Source organism: Kiritimatiellales bacterium, assembly GCA_041656295.1.
In the GTDB taxonomy this organism is placed as follows: domain Bacteria; phylum Verrucomicrobiota; class Kiritimatiellia; order Kiritimatiellales; family Tichowtungiaceae; genus Tichowtungia.
In genome coordinates this window covers 1-17,053 of the sequence record JBBADV010000015.1, presented here as the reverse complement: position 1 = coordinate 17,053, position 17,053 = coordinate 1, and the positions used below count along the sequence as shown (strand labels likewise).

Annotated in this window: 15 protein-coding genes; 9 read left to right on the top strand and 6 right to left on the bottom strand. The window is 50.9% G+C overall.

Features of this window, described 5'->3' with window-relative positions; genetic code table 11:
* Window position 1: 1 nt before the first annotated feature.
* The 3 genes from WC959_09550 to WC959_09540 form a co-directional block, all read right to left on the bottom strand.
* Complete coding sequence (locus WC959_09550) at window positions 2-658, bottom strand: PTS sugar transporter subunit IIA (GenBank protein ID MFA5689374.1); 657 nt, start codon at window positions 656-658, stop codon at window positions 2-4.
* A gap of 269 nt (window positions 659-927) precedes the next feature.
* The gene (locus WC959_09545) at window positions 928-2,430 is read right to left on the bottom strand and encodes a sialate O-acetylesterase (GenBank protein ID MFA5689373.1); all 1,503 of its coding nucleotides are present in this window, start codon (window positions 2,428-2,430) and stop codon (window positions 928-930) included.
* Window positions 2,431-2,688: 258 nt separating this feature from the next.
* Window positions 2,689-3,351, bottom strand: a complete 663-nt coding sequence (locus tag WC959_09540; GenBank protein ID MFA5689372.1) for a hypothetical protein — start codon at window positions 3,349-3,351, stop codon at window positions 2,689-2,691.
* Between the two features lie 158 nt (window positions 3,352-3,509).
* Between WC959_09540 and tmk the strand changes: the two genes are divergently transcribed.
* Both tmk and WC959_09530 read left to right on the top strand, forming a co-directional pair.
* Window positions 3,510-4,163: a dTMP kinase gene (gene tmk / locus WC959_09535; protein ID MFA5689371.1), complete on the top strand. Its 654-nt coding sequence runs from the start codon at window positions 3,510-3,512 to the stop codon at window positions 4,161-4,163.
* Entirely contained in the window at window positions 4,138-5,076 is a 939-nt protein-coding gene (locus tag WC959_09530; protein MFA5689370.1) for a hypothetical protein, read from the top strand. Before tmk ends, WC959_09530 begins: the two co-directional genes overlap by 26 nt.
* A gap of 86 nt (window positions 5,077-5,162) precedes the next feature.
* Here WC959_09530 and WC959_09525 read toward each other — a convergent pair whose 3' ends face one another.
* From WC959_09525 to WC959_09515, 3 genes are all read right to left on the bottom strand, one after another.
* On the bottom strand, window positions 5,163-5,894 hold the full coding sequence (locus tag WC959_09525; protein MFA5689369.1) for a pseudouridine synthase: 732 nt from the start codon (window positions 5,892-5,894) through the stop codon (window positions 5,163-5,165).
* A gap of 65 nt (window positions 5,895-5,959) precedes the next feature.
* On the bottom strand, window positions 5,960-6,625 hold the full coding sequence (gene deoC, locus WC959_09520) for a deoxyribose-phosphate aldolase (protein ID MFA5689368.1): 666 nt from the start codon (window positions 6,623-6,625) through the stop codon (window positions 5,960-5,962).
* Window positions 6,626-6,705: 80 nt separating this feature from the next.
* The gene (locus tag WC959_09515; protein MFA5689367.1) at window positions 6,706-8,346 is read right to left on the bottom strand and encodes a SurA N-terminal domain-containing protein; all 1,641 of its coding nucleotides are present in this window, start codon (window positions 8,344-8,346) and stop codon (window positions 6,706-6,708) included.
* 159 nt (window positions 8,347-8,505) lie between these two features.
* Between WC959_09515 and WC959_09510 the strand changes: the two genes are divergently transcribed.
* The 7 genes from WC959_09510 to WC959_09480 all read left to right on the top strand — a co-directional run.
* Complete coding sequence (locus WC959_09510) at window positions 8,506-9,288, top strand: RNA methyltransferase (protein MFA5689366.1); 783 nt, start codon at window positions 8,506-8,508, stop codon at window positions 9,286-9,288.
* A gap of 277 nt (window positions 9,289-9,565) precedes the next feature.
* On the top strand, window positions 9,566-11,596 hold the full coding sequence (locus tag WC959_09505; protein MFA5689365.1) for a right-handed parallel beta-helix repeat-containing protein: 2,031 nt from the start codon (window positions 9,566-9,568) through the stop codon (window positions 11,594-11,596).
* 91 nt (window positions 11,597-11,687) lie between these two features.
* A complete protein-coding gene (locus WC959_09500) occupies window positions 11,688-13,277 on the top strand; it encodes a sulfatase-like hydrolase/transferase (protein ID MFA5689364.1) in 1,590 nt (529 codons plus the stop codon).
* Complete coding sequence (locus WC959_09495) at window positions 13,277-14,623, top strand: sulfatase-like hydrolase/transferase (GenBank protein MFA5689363.1); 1,347 nt, start codon at window positions 13,277-13,279, stop codon at window positions 14,621-14,623. The genes WC959_09500 and WC959_09495 overlap by 1 nt, the downstream gene beginning before the upstream one ends.
* A 29-nt stretch (window positions 14,624-14,652) precedes the next feature.
* On the top strand, window positions 14,653-15,402 hold the full coding sequence (locus tag WC959_09490) for a hypothetical protein (protein MFA5689362.1): 750 nt from the start codon (window positions 14,653-14,655) through the stop codon (window positions 15,400-15,402).
* Between the two features lie 72 nt (window positions 15,403-15,474).
* Window positions 15,475-16,188, top strand: coding sequence for a hypothetical protein (locus WC959_09485; protein MFA5689361.1), 714 nt, complete (start codon window positions 15,475-15,477; stop codon window positions 16,186-16,188).
* Between the two features lie 191 nt (window positions 16,189-16,379).
* On the top strand, window positions 16,380-17,053 hold a 674-nt coding region (locus WC959_09480; protein MFA5689360.1), incomplete at its 3' end, for a hypothetical protein.

The following is a 17,053-nucleotide window of genomic DNA, read 5'->3' as shown; positions in this document are numbered from 1 at the left end:
TTTACGCCTCCGTTCCGGCGAACAGCCTGTATGCCGTCGCCGCATCCGGCGCCGCAATCAATGCGCGGCGAACGTCCTCCGTTTTCAGATGCGAACTGATTGCCGACAGCGTGCGTATGTATTGCGTGTGCTGTGAACTGCCGGCGGCAACCATACAAATGATCTGCACCGGAATCGTGTCGAGCGAAGAATAATCGGTGATCGGTTCACGCGCGATGCCGAGTGCCATGACCAGATCGGAAATCGACGAAAGCCGGACATGCGGTACGCCAATGCCGAATCCGATACCGGTGCTCATCAGTTCTTCGCGCCGGAAAATTGAGGTTTCAAGCTCCACCTTATTCCGGATCAACGGTGACGTTGCAAGCACCCCGCACAGTGTTTTCAACGCCTCCTCTTTTGCCGTTGTGTTGAGAAACACAATACGGTCAGCGGAAAGAATTTTTGAAAAACCGGTCACCGGAGAATTCGATGCCGGTGCCGCCGGCGTTCCAAGCTGACGGTTCACCCAGCCCTCAATATCAGCACGTTTAAAACGCCAGGTTGTGCCGAGTTTCCCGCCGGGAAGCTGCCCTTTTTGCGCCCAGTCATACACCGTGCGTTCTGAAACCCGCAGATACTCTGCGACCTCTTCTATCGTCATAATTTCATGATTCATGCGCTGCCTTTTGATTGGGTGAAATTCTGTATGTAACAAACGTTAATTAATGCGGAATATTCGGCTGATTTCAACAAAAGTTTATTAAAGATCAAATGTTGGGATATTTACACTTCTGTTGAAAGCAGTATTAATCTTCAGCCTGTCATACTATGGATTCGAGAATGATGCCAGTCCTATTATTTATGCATCCGGTGATTGAGACACCGGATATTTTGGCATAAAACACTTAAATAACAGGACTGATACCGTGCATAAAAATAACTGGCTCACTTTCCAATTACGACATCCAGAAAAAGGCGATTGTATGTTGTTTCCTTGAAATTGTCCGTGCGGAATGGTGATGCCGGCAGACCTTCTTGATTGTAGAGGATCGGAACAACCCACTGCCGCCAGCCGTAACGGACATACTCCGGTTCGCTTACTTCGGCGGCAGAAACAACCACTTTGCCGTTCACAAGTTCAGCCTGCGCCGGAACATAATTGCCGTCTTCGCCGCAGATTTCAAAATCATTTACACCCTCCGGCCTTAATTCAAGCCCGGCACCGCAATCTTTAAATGTCAGTTCAATTTTTTTGCCGGAAACCTGCGCATTTTCCAGGCGCGGTCCGCGGCAGACCAGATTCGTTTCACCATAAACCATATTCCGTGCCAGCAATGATAACCGGTAGCCAACCAGCGGTTTTGAATGCGGATGAATCTCCTGCTCGTCACCGCCGTCCAGCAGCACAATCATACCGGTATTCGTCACAGCTCCTTCAACTTTGCATTGCGCTTCACGCAGCTCCGGCCAATGAAAATTCATTACTGACGGCTGGTATGAAGCCAATTGAACAAACAGAAACGGCATGTCCGGATTTTTAAAATCCTGCCGCCACTCTTCAATCAACGTCGAAAAAACATCGTAATACCGCTGACTGGCTTTCGTATTGGCATTCCGTTCGCCCTGGTACCAGATCACACCGCGGATAGTGTACGGAATAACTCGCGTCAACATAGAATCATATAGTTGATAAGGAAGCATTTGCGGTGTCAATGCGGTCATTGCCGCGGTTGCAGTTCCATTTTCGATCGCGTTCAAGATGAAATCATAAGCCTCCAGCGTGCGATAAAAATCCGACGTGTTTGCCAGAGTGTCTTTGCTCATCCATGTTTCAGCTACCGCACTGCCCTCGGAACAGGCGATAATTCCCACCGGAACATTCAATGCTTCACGCAGATGTTTTGCAAAATAATACCCGGTCGCCGAAAATGGTCTAATCGTTTCCGGCGGAGACGATTTCCATGCAATCGTTGAGTCTTTACCAGGGGTCGCGGCATACGGAACGGTGGCCATCCGCAATAATGGATCATTCGCGCTGTCGATCTCGTCCTTAATTATATTCCCCTGCTCTCTCGAACTGTAATAATTCATCGGGGTCTGCATATTTGACTGTCCACCGCCGAGCCAGACTTCACCGACCAGGACACCAGAAATCGTAACCTGTTCTTTGCCGATAGATGAAGTAAACACCATATCCCGCGATTCGGCTGACGCATCCATCGGATCTAATGTAATCTCCCAGCGTCCGTCAGAATTTGCTTTTGCACTTTTTTTCTGTCCGGCGAATTCAACCGTTACTGTCTCTCCGGCAGTCGCGGTTCCCCAGACACGCACCGGTTCATTCCGTTGTAAGATCGCATTATCTGAAAAAATGCCCGCCGGCGCCAGTTCCGCCGGGGCGGTCATTTGAACGGACAGGAACAAGGCTAAGACCTTTATAAGGTTCATCGTAAGGCTCCGTTTGTTTAGGATGTAACGACCATAAATCCTCCGGTATTATTTATCAACATTAAATTTCAAATCAAAATAATAACTATCTCTTTCACCGGCTCACATCCGTTTTATCCTTATAATACGGGTTGTTTCGGACGGAATACTCAACTGATTTCAAACAGTATTATAAAAAAATTAATCGCTGCCGGTTAAGAATTGTACGGGAAATTAACTCGATAACGTTGACCTGATGCCTCCTGAAACGGGCTCTGATTAAAGATCGGGAACCGTTTCGGGATACACCTGCCCGGCGGCGCTGATTTTAAAAACGTAAATCAAACCGGGCTGCAGTTTTTTATACACCGCATTACCGTAAATGGCTTTAATGCCGTAACGCTGCAGCGCATCGGGATCGTTCGAGAGATCCCAAATCGCCTTCCAGAATAACTGCCGGTCGGATAATTTCAGGCGGTGCAGCAGATCGTCATAACGCGCCGGCGGCGCGCCGGGTTCTTCGATCATAAAGCCGTCCGCCGGCGATTGACTTTCACCGTACACACGGCGCCACAAATAGAGTGCGCGCGCCTTACCGTCCATCACTGCCTGATCGGAAAACGTTACAATCAGCGCGTCAAAATAAACGGTATCGCCCTCGATTTCATATTCGCGCACCAGCACCGGCGCCAGTTTATTATCGCGCGCGGTTTCTACGAAACGAATGGTTGAAAAAACCTGTCCGGCGCGGACTTCACGTTGAATCACTTTGGCAAAACCAATCTGGTCTTCCGTTGTCAGATATGACAGAGACTGCTGCAGTTTTTTATTTTCGTGTAAAATATCATGAATGCTTTTCGTGCCGTAAAACAGTGTGCCGGCGACGAAAATCAGTGCGACCAGAATCAGAACACCGGACAGAATTTTTATTAATTTAACCACAAATAAATACTAATCCGCGCACCGCAAGAATTCAACTTTCAATTGGTGTTCATTCCCCTTATAAAAGGAAAGATTTTTTACCGCGGACAGCACAGATATAAACGGATCAAAAACAATCCGTGTTCATCCGTGAAATCCGCGATTCATAAAAGGAAATTATGCGCGGAAAATTTATCACATTAGAAGGACCAGAAGGTTCAGGAAAATCGACCCAGGCTAAACTGCTGATCGACTGGCTGAAAAAAACACACGGTATACACGCCATTTACACGCGCGAACCCGGCGGCACCGCGCTCGGCGAAGCGATCCGCGATCTGCTGCAGCATAACGCCGCCGGCGAGGCACCGTGTGAGCGCGCCGAACTGCTGCTGTTTGAGGCGAGCCGCAATCAGCTGGTTGAAAAAATCATTAAACCGAATCTCGCCGCCGGAATCTGGGTCATCTGCGACCGCTTTATTGACTCAACGGTTGCCTATCAGGGCTTCGCGCGCGGCCTGCCGGTAGACGAGGTAAAAGCGATTAACGAATTTACCATTGCCGGCACACTGCCGGATTTAACACTGCTGCTCGATCTGCCGGTGGAAACCGGCTTTGCGCGTATTGCGAAACGCTACGCCGCCGCCGGTGAATCCGCCGACCGGTTTGAACGCGAAGCGCGTTCGTTTCACGAAAAAGTCCGCGCCGGCTATCTGCAGCTCGCTGCCGAAAATCCGGCGCGCATCCGCATCATCGACACCGCGCAGGAAATCCAGGATACTTCTGCCGAAATTATAAACACCATTGATCATGTCTTCTTCAAACAGTCAGTTTAATACCGCATGGGCCGGGATTGAAGCCGGCTGGCAGAGCGGACAGCTTGCGCATGCCTATGTAATTCAGGGAGCACCGCACGGTGCCGCGCTGCGCTTTGCTGAAAAACTGCTGCATCTCATCTTTAATCAGCATCCGCAGGTTACAACACATACACATCCGGATATTTTCTGGATCGAACCGCAGAGCAAAAGCCGGCAGATTGTAATCGAAGACATCCGCGAACTGATCCGTAAACTGGCGCAAACCTCCTCTGCCGGCGGCTGGAAAGCCGGCGTCATCCTCGCCGCCGGCCGCATGACGGATCAGGCGGCCAACGCATTACTGAAAACCCTTGAAGAACCGCCGGCGAAAAGCCTGCTGCTGCTGTTAACCGATGAACCGCAGGCGCTGCTGCCGACCATTTTATCGCGCTGCCAGCGGATTTCCGTCGCTGCCGAAGACGAAGAAACAGCACGGCAGTGGAAAGATTTCCTGCTCGATCTGCTCCGTGAACTGCCGCCGGCGAGTCTGATTGAAGCGTCGATGTTTTCTGCACGGCTCGCGGGACTGATTGAAAAACTGCGCCAGGAATTTGAACAAGAGGAAACACCGGGAATTCCCGATGATCTTTCAGCGAAAGAATTCCGTGCACTGCTCGATGCACGCACCGGCGCGCGCGTGGTTGAAGCACGCATCGAAATTCTGCGCACCGTTCTGAACTGGTTTCGCGACCTGCTTATTATTGTGCTCGATCAGGATCGCAGCGTATTAAATTTTTGTGATGAGATTGAAGCCCTCGAACGGCAGGCCCTGCTCTGCTCGCGCGCCGATGTTCTGCGCCGCATAAACGCCATCGCCGAAATGTCGCGCCAGTTCGACCGCAATCTGCCGGCGGAACTTGTCTTTAACGGATTTTTTTCACAGCTTGTTTAACTGCGGAATTTTTGACCGGATAACAGGATTTTTATTGTTGCAAAAACACATTCTAAGAAACGCTCGCCATCAATCGAATCCTCTTTTTAAAATTGTTCATCAACACACAAATAACGCCACCGGCCCCGGGGAAGATTACCAAGCCGGACGCGGCCGATGCGAATACGTTTAAGTCCGGTAACAGTGAGTCCGACCAGTTCACACATGCGCCGGATCTGCCGTTTTTTCCCTTCGTGCAGAACAAAACGCAACTGATCGTCGTTCTGCCAACTCACCTGCGCCGGTTTCAGTTTTTTACCGTCGAGGCTGAGTCCGTGATTTAAAAGTTTTAGTCCGCCGGTTTTGATTTTGCCTTTCACGCGCACGAGGTATTCTTTATCTACTTCTGAATCTTCACCGATAATCCGGCGCGCCATGGCGCCGTTTTGCGTAAGCACCAGCAGTCCGGTGGAATCAATGTCCAGCCGTCCGGCGACGGCAAGTCCATTGAGATGCGCCGGAGAAAATTTTTCCGGCGACGTGTCACCGCTCCATCGGTTACCGGCGGTGATTAAAACCTGAGCCGGCTCATAGCCGTCCTCTGCCTGACCGGAAACATAACCGACCGGTTTATTTAAAAGGATGGTTGCCTGTGCAGACTGCCGCTGACGCGCTTCGCGCGCGAGTTCAACTTTTTGATCAGAAAAAATTTTGGTCCCCAGCTCAGTGATGCGCTTGCCATCGACAAAGACTAAACCGCGCTCAATATACCGGTCAGCCTCACGGCGCGAACAAAGTCCGCGCGCAGCCATAATTTTAGAAAGCCGTTCTTTTTCCATTTTTTATGAACCACTCATCTTCACTGATCGACACTGATGTTTTACCACGGAATACACTGAATTAATCAGTGTTTATTAGCGGTTTGTATTTCTTTCATAATCGCCACGCCGGAGCTGGTGCCGATGCGCGTCGCACCGGCGACAGTCATTTCCTGAACAGCGGCGAGCGTACGGATTCCGCCGGAGGCCTTAACGCCGAGGCCGGCGCTTTTTACAATGTTTGACATGAGCATCACGTCTTCCACCATCGCAACGCCGGCGCCAAACCCGGTGGAAGTTTTTACAAAATCAACGGACGCTTCAATACAGAGTTTACAGGCGCGCTCCTTTTCTTCGTCTGTCAGCAGTCCGGTTTCTAAAATAACTTTCAGCAGCGCACCGGCGGCATGACAGATTCCGGCAACAGCGGAAATATCGGCACGGACAAACCCGTCGCGCCGGTCTTTCAATGCGCCGATATTCATAACCATATCAACTTCCTGTGCACCGCCGGAAATTGCAGTGCGGGCGGCGGCGGCTTTTTCCGGCGTACTGACGGCGCCCAGCGGAAAGCAAATGACAGAACAGGTTTTCACTCCGCTGCCCTGCAGCAATGAATGAACAAGCGGGACATAAAACGGATTTACACAAACGGCAGCAAATTTGAATTCACGGGCCTCGTCGCAAAGCCGCCGGATTTGTTCTTCCGTTGCGTCCGCTTTCAGCAAAGTGTGATCAATGAGCGAATTCATGGTTGGAAATCTAAAAGTCAAAGGTCGAAAGTCAAATGGACTTTTGACCTTCGACCTTCAAACCTTTGACCGGATTAATTTTATTGCGGCAGCGTTTCTTCAAATTCAGCCTCGACCAGCAGCGCATTGCGCCAGGATGCGGCGAGCTGCTGTGCGCGGGAGTTCTCCATCATGTGAACCAGTTCTTCACGCATGCCGGTGAGGCCGACTTCACTGTCGATCGCTTTACGATCAGCAATGTACGCAATCAGAACACCGTCGGCGACCGGCGCCGGTTCGCACACTTCGCCTTTCTGCGCATTGATACAGAGCGGCATAATTGCGGCAGCATTCGGATCGTCAAGATCAGACATCATGCTGAATTCTGGCGTGGTGACAGGATCAAGATTAAATTCATTGATCGCAGCACCAAACGTTTCGCCGGCGGCGATTTTGGTGACGAGCGTTCCGTAAATTTCAAGCGCACGGCGGGTAAGCGCTTCATTGACAGCTTTAGCTTTGGCTTTTTCAGAGGCATCACTTGCGACGACGTCGAACGAAGGAATGAATGAATCGTAACGCTGTCCAAGTGAAATAATGTAGACAAAATCTCTGCCGACCACGGGATCGCTGTAGGAGCTATAAGAATCGGGCTGAAGCGCAAGCGCCTGCTGTCGAAAATTTGAAGTGGCATCAATGCCCTTCACTTCGTCAGTCGCACCGAACGGCGGCAGTGTTTTAATTTCAAATCCTGCGGCGGTCACGGTTTCCCTGAACGTCGGCTCACTGCCGTCCGTCCTCGGTGTCATTTCAGCAACGAGATCGGCGGCACGTCCGGCAGCCAGACGCCGTGCGCCGGCGGCGCGCAGCTCGGCAGCAATTTTATCTTTTACAGCATCAAAATCTTTATATTCCACTGCACCGGTTTCGTTGGTTGTATCGGCACGATACTGTTCAAGGTTGCGCGTATAGTGCTGCAGCATTTCTTCATCGGTCAGCTCAACTTCGCCAAAAAAACTGTTCACCGGAATTTCAATATATGAAACGCGAATGCGCTCCGGAATGCGGAACTGCTCAGGATAGAGCACATAAAATTCTTCGGCCTGATCGCGCGTGACAGCAACATCGTTTTCAACGGCGGCACGCGCGAGTATAGCGTAATCGACGGTAAAAAGATCGGTATAAACGTGATAGGCGCGGCTCAGTTCAGACGGCGGAATCAGCGCAGCCTGTGTGTTGCGAAAATAGAGTTTGGACAGAATCAGCTGTTCGCGAAAGAGCGCTTCCACCGTGTTCGGGCTGACGCCAATCTGCTGCAGCAGCGCGCGGTAATAACCGGAATCAAACACTCCTGTTTGCGGATTAACGAATAATGGAAACCGCTGAATGTTCATTACGATTTCTTCATTGCCTGCCGCAATTTTTTCCTGTTCCGCTTTTTTAAGCGCGGCAATGCGCAGCCAGGCTTCGTGCCGGATCATTTCGACGACTTCGGCGCTCTGGCTGATCATGCGGCCGGAAGAAAGAATCTGCCAGAGGTAGGCACTGCTGTAGGCATTCGAAAATTCCTGCATTGTAATTTTTTTACCGTACAATTTACCTGCATAGATTTTCTGCTGCCGGCCGCCGAATTTGAGTGACGGGGTAAAAAAGCCGACAAATGAAATTACGATTACACCGAGAATGATATACCAAATCACCCGCGATTGAACCAGTTTCCGAAAATGAATCATCATTGCCATAACACAATCCTTTGGTTTTCAAAAAATGACGCGCCAGAATAGCCGCCGGCAGTGCGGCGGTCAATGATACAGTTCAGAGTTATCGGCTCCGTATCCGGAGCTGTTTTCAACTTTGGTTACGGCTTGCTGAACTGCAGGTTCCGTGTTTAATTGGGTTTTATGGAACAAATAACCAGCGTTCAAAATCTTCGCGTAAAACGGATTGCCAAACTGCAGCGTAAAGCTGCGGCGCGCCGGACGGAGAAATTAACGGTCATCGAAGGTATTCGTGAAGTACAGCGCGCAGTTGAAAACGGCTGGGTACCGGCTGAGCTCTGGCTTTGTCATGAATTAGGAAATACAGCGATCACCGCCAGGTTTCCGGCAACGAACATTTTTGAATGTCCGCCGGCGGTGTTTGATAAAATCACCTACCGCGAAAATCCCGACGGCGTACTGGCGGTCGGACCGCTGGTTGGCCAAACACTGGAAGAACTTGAACTTCCGGAAATTCCGCTGATCCTGGTTGCGGAGGGTCTTGAAAAACCCGGCAATCTCGGCGCATTGCTGCGCTCTGCCGACGGCGCCGGTGCGGATGCGGTAATTGTCTGCAATCCGGCGACGGACCTGAATAATCCGAATGTCATTCGCGCCAGCGTTGGTACACTGTTTTATCTGCCGGTAGCTGAAGCGACGGCAGAAGAGACCGTTGAATTCCTGCGCCGGAAAAATATTACGGTATTTGCCGCGCTGCCGGCGGCGGAAAAAATTTATACCGCTTGCGATTTTACCAAACCGGCAGCTATCGTTGTCGGCGCGGAAGACACCGGGCTTACAGATCTTTGGAAAAATCCCGCTGCCGAAAAAATTAAAATCCCGATGTGCGGCAAAAATGATTCGCTGAATGTGTCCGTTTCAGCGGCGATTCTGCTTTATGAGGCGGTGCGGCAGCGCCGGAGGTAGATTGTAAAAGCAAGTGTCCGGTTGTTGGAGGCGCGGAAATCCCATGCTGGAATGAACCCTTCTTCATTCAACTAAAATTAAGGAAAGGAACATCAGCATGGAACGTGTCCGGTTTCAACCGGACACGTTCTTTTACAATCTACCTTGTCTTAAATGTTAGAGTGTTTCATAAAATTACACTTTACATGATATTGATTATTGATATTATTATTATTGGAATGCTGGATATAATTTATTAAATAACAAAAAAATACAATTTATTATAGCGAGATATGTGATGATCTTCTACTTTCTAGTTGATGCTGCCGTTAACGGACAGATCGAGTTAAGAGAACCGGCAGATAATGCGGTTACTTTTATGACTCATCCGCAATTTAAATGGGAGGCAGATGCAACGGCGGATCGCTATGAAATTAAAATCACAACGATTGAAGATTTTTCAGAGCTGGTCGATCAGGATTCTATTCCTGTTCCGCGGTACGTTCCGCTGGAAGCGCTGGATGTTAACCGGGATTACTGGTGGCGGGTACGCCCGCAATATGTCGACGGGAGGCTGGGCGAGTGGTCTCAGGAGAGAACGTTCAGGGTAAGACGGCCAAACAAAGTTTACAGCGTGCATCCAGACAACACCGTTCAAGAGATTCGGAATACGATTTCCGCTGCGGCGGCGGACACGCCGTCTCGACTGGTTTTCAGCGCGGGCACCTATGAGCTGGATCTTCCGGATGAGACGTATCTGTTTGATTTTCGTAACGTTTCCAAAATCTATATCGACGGCGGGGGCGCGGAGTTTTTATTTCGCAATCCGAACAGCGGTTTTATGAATCTATTGCGGTGTTCAGAGATGACAGTCACGGGATTTAATATTGACTATATTGATGAACAAGGCCGGCCGTTGACGCATACAACAGGTTCTATCATATCTACCGATGCAGACACCGGAACCTTTGTATTTGAGCCGTGGAGCGGGTATTTGCCGCCGACCGATCCGGCGATCAGTAATGCGCATTTCCGTTACTGGGGCGCATTAATGGATACAAATTCGCCCGGGAGCCTGAAAGTCAATGTGAACAATTTTTATGAGCTGACTACGGCCGTGACTGGTTTGGGCAGTAATCAATACCGGCTGTACCTGGATCCGAAGCACTGGAACCGCATTGCCGATTTTGAGCCGGGAGACGTGATGGTGAAAAACGCCAGTTACCGCATGCATGTGCTTACTGCGCGCCGTTGCAGCAATATTACATTTGAACGGATTCGAAATTACGGGGCCAGCGGGAACCATTTTATCGGCCGCTGGAACGACAGGCTTAGTTTTTTGCGCTGTTCCAGTGTGTTAAAAGACGGGCGCTTAACATCGAATCCCTGCGGCGGATATGTCGGCGGCGGCGATGCAACGGGGTTTTGGATTGAAGGCTGTGAAACGGAGGGAATGATGGATGACGCGGTCAATTGCGCCAACTACCCGGTCGATGTGCACAGCCAGATCAACTCGAATCAGTTTTATGCGTATAGCGGAGACCCGGCTGCTCTGTTGACCAACGGCAGCACGATGGTGCATTACAACCCGACGGAAGCAATGTCATACGGCACCTATGGTGTAACCGGACTGGAGACGGTGAATCTGGGCGATGATAAGCTGATCAAAGTAACGGTTGATCGGGATCTGGGCTTGATATATCCCGGGCGCGAAAACGATAGTACGCAGTTTTTTATTGAAGCGTTAATGCATCCCGATGCGTATGTCCGCAATTGCACGTTCCGGAACTCACGCCGCATCGGCTGTATTTTCCGCTCCTATGGCGGTGTGATTGAAGGCAACACCTTCAGTAATCTGAGCGATCAGGCGATTTGGGGCGAAAACAATTGTAATGCATTTTCAACAGGATTTGATAATCGCAACATACGCGTTCTCAGCAACACGATTGTACGTTGTGTCACTGGTTCGGCTGTTCAGCAGCAGAGGCGAGGCTCTATTGAGTTCGGCATCATGGGGACCGGAAAGCGTTGTCGTCAACGCCTGCATCGTAACGTAGAAATTGCTCACAACACGATTCTGGACTGGTCGCGTTGCGCGATATCCCTAGAGAATATGGAAGACGTGCGGGTCCGTTCCAATGTCATTGGCAATCAGGATGCCGCCGGATTCTGGATTCCGGAGCAAACTTATGCGATTTTTGCGGATGAAGCCGCAGATGTTACCATTACCGGCAACCGGATTACCGATACTCGCCCGATGACGTCCGCGATTTATATATCAAACCAGTGTGACAATACGGTGGTGTCTGATAATGAAATGCCGGAGTGATAATAAAAGGTAGTTTGATATGAAGCGGAAATATTCCATGAGAGGTGTGATCAGAGAGATGCTGCCAAAGGTTAGAAGGAAAATATCCGGTTTGGCCTGGTTGTTCGGATTGGCTCCTGTTTTTCAGTGTGCCGGGGCATCGGAGCAGCCCAACATACTGCTGATAATCACAGATGATCAGGATTTTGCAACCATTGGAGCGTACGGAGGAAATGTTCTGACCCCGAATATCGATCGACTGGCAAAGGAAGGGATGCTTTTTCGCCGGGCTTATTGTACGACAAGCAGTTGCGCGCCCAGCCGGTATGCGATTATGACCGGCCGGCTGGCCAGCCGGTGCGAATCAAAAGCGTCTTACGCGGTGAATCCGCCGGGGCAGCAGGCCTATCTGACCAATCAGGCCATTGTGCTGGATCCTGACCGGCCGACGCTGCCGCGTATCCTGAAGTCTGCCGGGTATCGTACCGGATTTGTCGGGAAATGGCATTTGGGACCGCATTCATCTGAAGAGGTCGGAATTCATCCGGTGTCCGGTCTCGGGCGGTTGGGCGATCCTGAAGTCGATAAAGTATTGCGCGAGAATCAGCAGGCGATGAAGCAGTGGCTGCAACGGGTTGGATTTGATTATGCGGCATCTGTCTATTGGGATAATGTGGGCGAACCGCAGTCGTATGTGGATGGACTGAATGCTCAAAATATGGAATGGACAGTGCAGGGTGCGCTGGATTTTCTTGATGCGCAAAAGTCAGAGGACGAGCCGTTCTTTTTATGGATGGCCACAACACTGTTGCATAATCCATGCGGCGCAGCGAAAGACTTTGCTCCGCTGTCTGGCAGCGAACGGATCACTCCGGGAGGCCTGCTTGACAGCGTCCCTGATGTGATGCGTCCCCGTGCGGATATTTATGCCCGGCTCAACGAGGCCGGAATTCCCATTCAGATTGATCCGGAACAGGCCTGTCTAAAGTACGGCGCGGATTATTGCCTGTGGCTTGATGACGGAGTCGGCGCAGTGCTTGACCGGCTGGATGAGCTGGGCGTTGCGGACAATACACTGGTAATTTTTTTCAGTGACAATGCCACGTGGGGCAAGTTTCATACCTATGAACGTGGATGTAATGTGCCGTTGATTGTGCGCTGGCCGGGACGGATCACCGCCGGCAGCGAAAGTGATGCGCTGGTGGCCAATGTTGACTTTGCGCCAACACTGCTGGATGCCGTCGGAGTGCAGCCCGCACAGAATATGTGTGAAGACGGGGTGAGCCAGCTGGAGGTTTGGACCGGCCGGCGGAACTCAATCCGCAACCATGTATTGCTGGAATTCGGATGCAGCCGCGCGATCACAGACGGGGAGTGGAAATATATAGCGCTTCGGCCAACCCCGGCAGATATTGCCTTCGGTAAACAACTGGGGCTGCCGGTCGGGCACTGGGGCGCGGCAGAGACCGCCGCCCGGTTTCGTAATCTGGCCAAGGCGTGGCGGCGGTGGCATGAAAGAAAGTATCCGGCTTATTACGATTCAGATCAGCTTTACAGATTGTCTTCCGATCCTTTTGAAAAGAAAAACCTGGCATTTGATCCGGCATATGAGCCGTCGTTGCTGCGTATGCAAAAAATGCTCTCCGCCGGGCTTGCCGGGCTGGGGCGTCCCTTTGGAGAATTTAAGAAGGAGGAGTTGTAATGCGGTTTCGTAACTGGATGATGGCGGGTGCCGGGGCTCTGGCAATAGGGCGGACTGCGGCACAGCAACCCAATGTGCTGCTGATTTTGGCAGATGATATGGGCTGGGGGGATGTCGGCTTTAACGGGTGTAAAGACATCCCGACTCCGCATATTGATTCGATTGCGCAAAACGGAGTGATATTTGATGCCGGGTATGTGACCGCGCCGCAGTGCGGTCCGTCGCGTACCGGATTGCTGTCCGGCCGGTATCAGAACCGTTGCGGCATAGAAGAAAATCATACAATTGATGAACACGGGGTGCCGCCCGGTGTACGGATGTTCGGGGAATACATGCGGGATGCCGGGTACCGTACCGGAATGGTCGGGAAGTGGCATCAGGGAATCGGGCCGGGGCTGCATCCGCTGGAACGGGGATTTGACTGGTTTTACGGATTTCTGGGCGGCAGCAGCCACTACCTGCCGCAAGGACGGGCTCAGAGTATTCCGAGGATTGAACGTAACCGGAATCCTCAGGTGGTTACGGACTATCTGACATTTGTGTTTGGCGAGCGGGCTATAGAATTTATGCGGGCTGAATCGGACAAACCGTTCTTTTTATATCTGTCATTCAACGCACCGCACGGGCCGTTGCAGGCCCCGAAGCAGTATTTAAGCCGGTTTGAGCATCTGGCGGGAGCGGTACCGCCGATTACGCGCCGGGGGCAGACGTGGGAAAATCCCCGGCAGATCTATGCGGCCATGGTTTCAGCTCTTGACGATACGATTGGAAGAGTTTTACAGGCGTTGCGGGAAGACGGGAAGGAAGAGAACACGATCATTTATTTTCTAAGTGACAACGGCGGGCCCACAAAGGTGACTTCTGCAAACAACGGTCCGCTGCGCGGAGTAAAGGGCGATGTGCTGGAGGGCGGGGTCCGCGTTCCTTTCGCAGTTCAATGGAAAGGCACGATTGCCGCCGGCCGCCGGTTGGATGTTCCGGTGAGTTCTTTGGATCTCCTGCCGACTTCGCTGGCTGCTTCCGGTGCGGCTGTCCCGGCGTTGCTGGACGGACTGAACCTGCTGCCGGTGCTGCAGGAAGGGGTTGCGCTGCCAAAGCGTACACTGTTATGGCGTTTCCCGTATCCGGCCGAGCATCATGTGTGGGGAATCCGGCAGGGCGAATGGAAGCTGGTGGATGAAGCGGTACGGGCATCTCAAGGGTTTACAGGAAAAGGCATAACGGGTCTTTATCGTATTCATGATGATGCAGGTGAATGTAACGACCTTGCTGCGCAGTTCCCCGAAATTCGACAGCGGTTACTGCAGACATATCAGGAGGGAGTTTCTGAATGGGAGCAGAAATAGCGATCTGTGAGAAATGAAGGGAGCAGAAAATGAAGTATACAAAATTAATAATCATAGCGGCAGCCGTTGCGCTGGCGTCAGTTTCGCCGGCGGAACTCATCAGTTTCCAGCAGGGCGATCTCCGGGTCGACGGCGTTCTGGTGGACTCGAGTTATGTCATGCAGTCTGTAACGCTGCGGGGAGGAGAGCAGGCAGATACTGTAGTTAATGGTGCTGTAGACTGGATTGGAGATCATACTTCCAATAATCCGATGCGCGGTCTGTACAGTTTTGATCTTTCCTATATTGAAACCCTGGCCGCCGGCCGGCCGTATATCATCAATAGTGTTCAATTAAAACTGACGGTGGCGAACGCGAACACTAGTAATTACGGTCCAAACGCCCAGTTCAGGGCCAGTCTGTCACTGCCGTTTGACGAAACGACGGCGACGTATAACAATCCCGGACCCGGTCATGCTGCCGGCGGAACGGTTGGAGCAAATCTGGGCAACCTGAATGTAACGGCCGGCATGGTAAGCACAGTTGATACTGTAATGACATTCGGTTCAACAGTTCCGTTTGTAAATGCCGTCAGCAATGTTCTGGCATCGGCTGACAGCAGCACAATTAATATCATTGTGAAAAAAACAGAAGAGACCGCAAAAATTCACGGATATTTCCGGCCGGGAGCTAATGATGCCGCCAACGTTGAGAGACGTCCGGAGCTGCTCGTTGACATTACTGTGATTCCTGATCCCCGAAAAGTAAGCCTGATTATTTTTTCAGGTGTTAATGACTGATATTCATCTGCGAATTCCTGAACCGGCGGAAAACCAGAGAGTTATGGTAACAAAAAACAAAAGGAGAAGAAGATGAAGCATACAAATTGGATCATGGCGGCAGCCGTTGTGCTGGCATCCGTTTCACCGGCAGAAATTATCAGTTTCCGGCAGGGCGATCTCCGGATCGATGGCGTTCTGGTGATGTCAAATTATGTTACACAAGCTACGTCGCTGCGGGGAACAACGCAAGCAGATGAGGTGGCTGATGGTCTCATAAACTGGATTGGAGACAATGGAGCCCGTGCCGGCAGTCCGATGCGCGGCCTGTACGGTTTTGATCTTTCCTATATCAAAACCCTTGCCAAAGGTCAGCCGTATATCATCAACAGCGTTCAGTTAAACCTGACTGTGATGCGCGCGAATGATAAGTTTGGTGGAAACCACCAGTTCAGTCTCAATCTGTCAAAGCCGTTTGATGAAACAACAGCGACGTTTAACAATCCCGGAATCGGGCATGATGCCGGTGGAACCATTGGAACAGCCTTGACTCAAGTGATGGTTACTTCCAAAGCGGCAAATACAAAAGGTGAAAAACTGACGTTTGCTTCAACACGCCCTTTTGTGAATGCCGTCAGTAATGCGCTGTCATCTGCTGATGGTACAATTCATATGATTGTAAAAAAAACAACCGAGGAAGGAGTCATTAACAGATATTTCCGTCCGGCATCCAATGACTCTACGAGCATTGATGTCCGCCCAGAGCTGGTTGTCGACTTTACCGTGATCGGCAACCGGAAAAATTGAGATTTATAATCAGCAGCAGTTATCCCGGCGCCGGATTCATGAACAGGATACAAAACAGTGATTTGTGGCAAACAGAAACAAAAGGAGGAGGATGAAGCATACAAAATGAACAGGAAAGACAGCCTGTGTGCTGATGCAGGCATGGAGAAGAAATCGTGATTAATGAAAAACAAAACTAAAAGGAGAAGAAGATGAAATATACAAATTGGATCATAGCGGCAGCCGTTGTACTGGCGTCAGTTTCGCCGGCGGAACTCATCAGTTTCCAGCAGGGCGATCTCCGGGTCGACGGCGTTCTGGTGGACTCGAGTTATGTCATGCAGTCTGTAACACTGCGGGGAGGAGATCAGGCAGATACTGTAGTTAATGGTACTGTAGACTGGATTGGAGATCATAATGCTAATAATCCGATGCGCGGTCTGTACAGTTTTGATCTTTCCTATATTGAAACCCTGGCCGCCGGCCGGCCGTATATCATCAACAGCGTTCAGTTAAACCTGACGGTGGCGAACGCGAACGCTAATAATTACGGTCCAAACGCCCAGTTCAGGGCCAGTCTGTCACTGCCGTTTGACGAAACGACGGCGACGTATAATAATCCCGGACCCGGTCATGATGCCGGCGGAACGGTTGGAGCGAATCTGGGCAACCTGATAGTAACGGCCGGCATGGTAAGCACAATTGACACTGTAATGACATTCGGTTCATCAGATCCGTTCGTAAATGCCGTCAGCAGTATTCTGGCATCGGCTGACAGCAGCACAATTAATATCATTGTGAAAAAAACAGAAGAGACCGCAAAAATTCACGGATATTTCCGGCCGGGAGCTAATGATGCCGCCAACGTTGAGAGACGTCCGGAGCT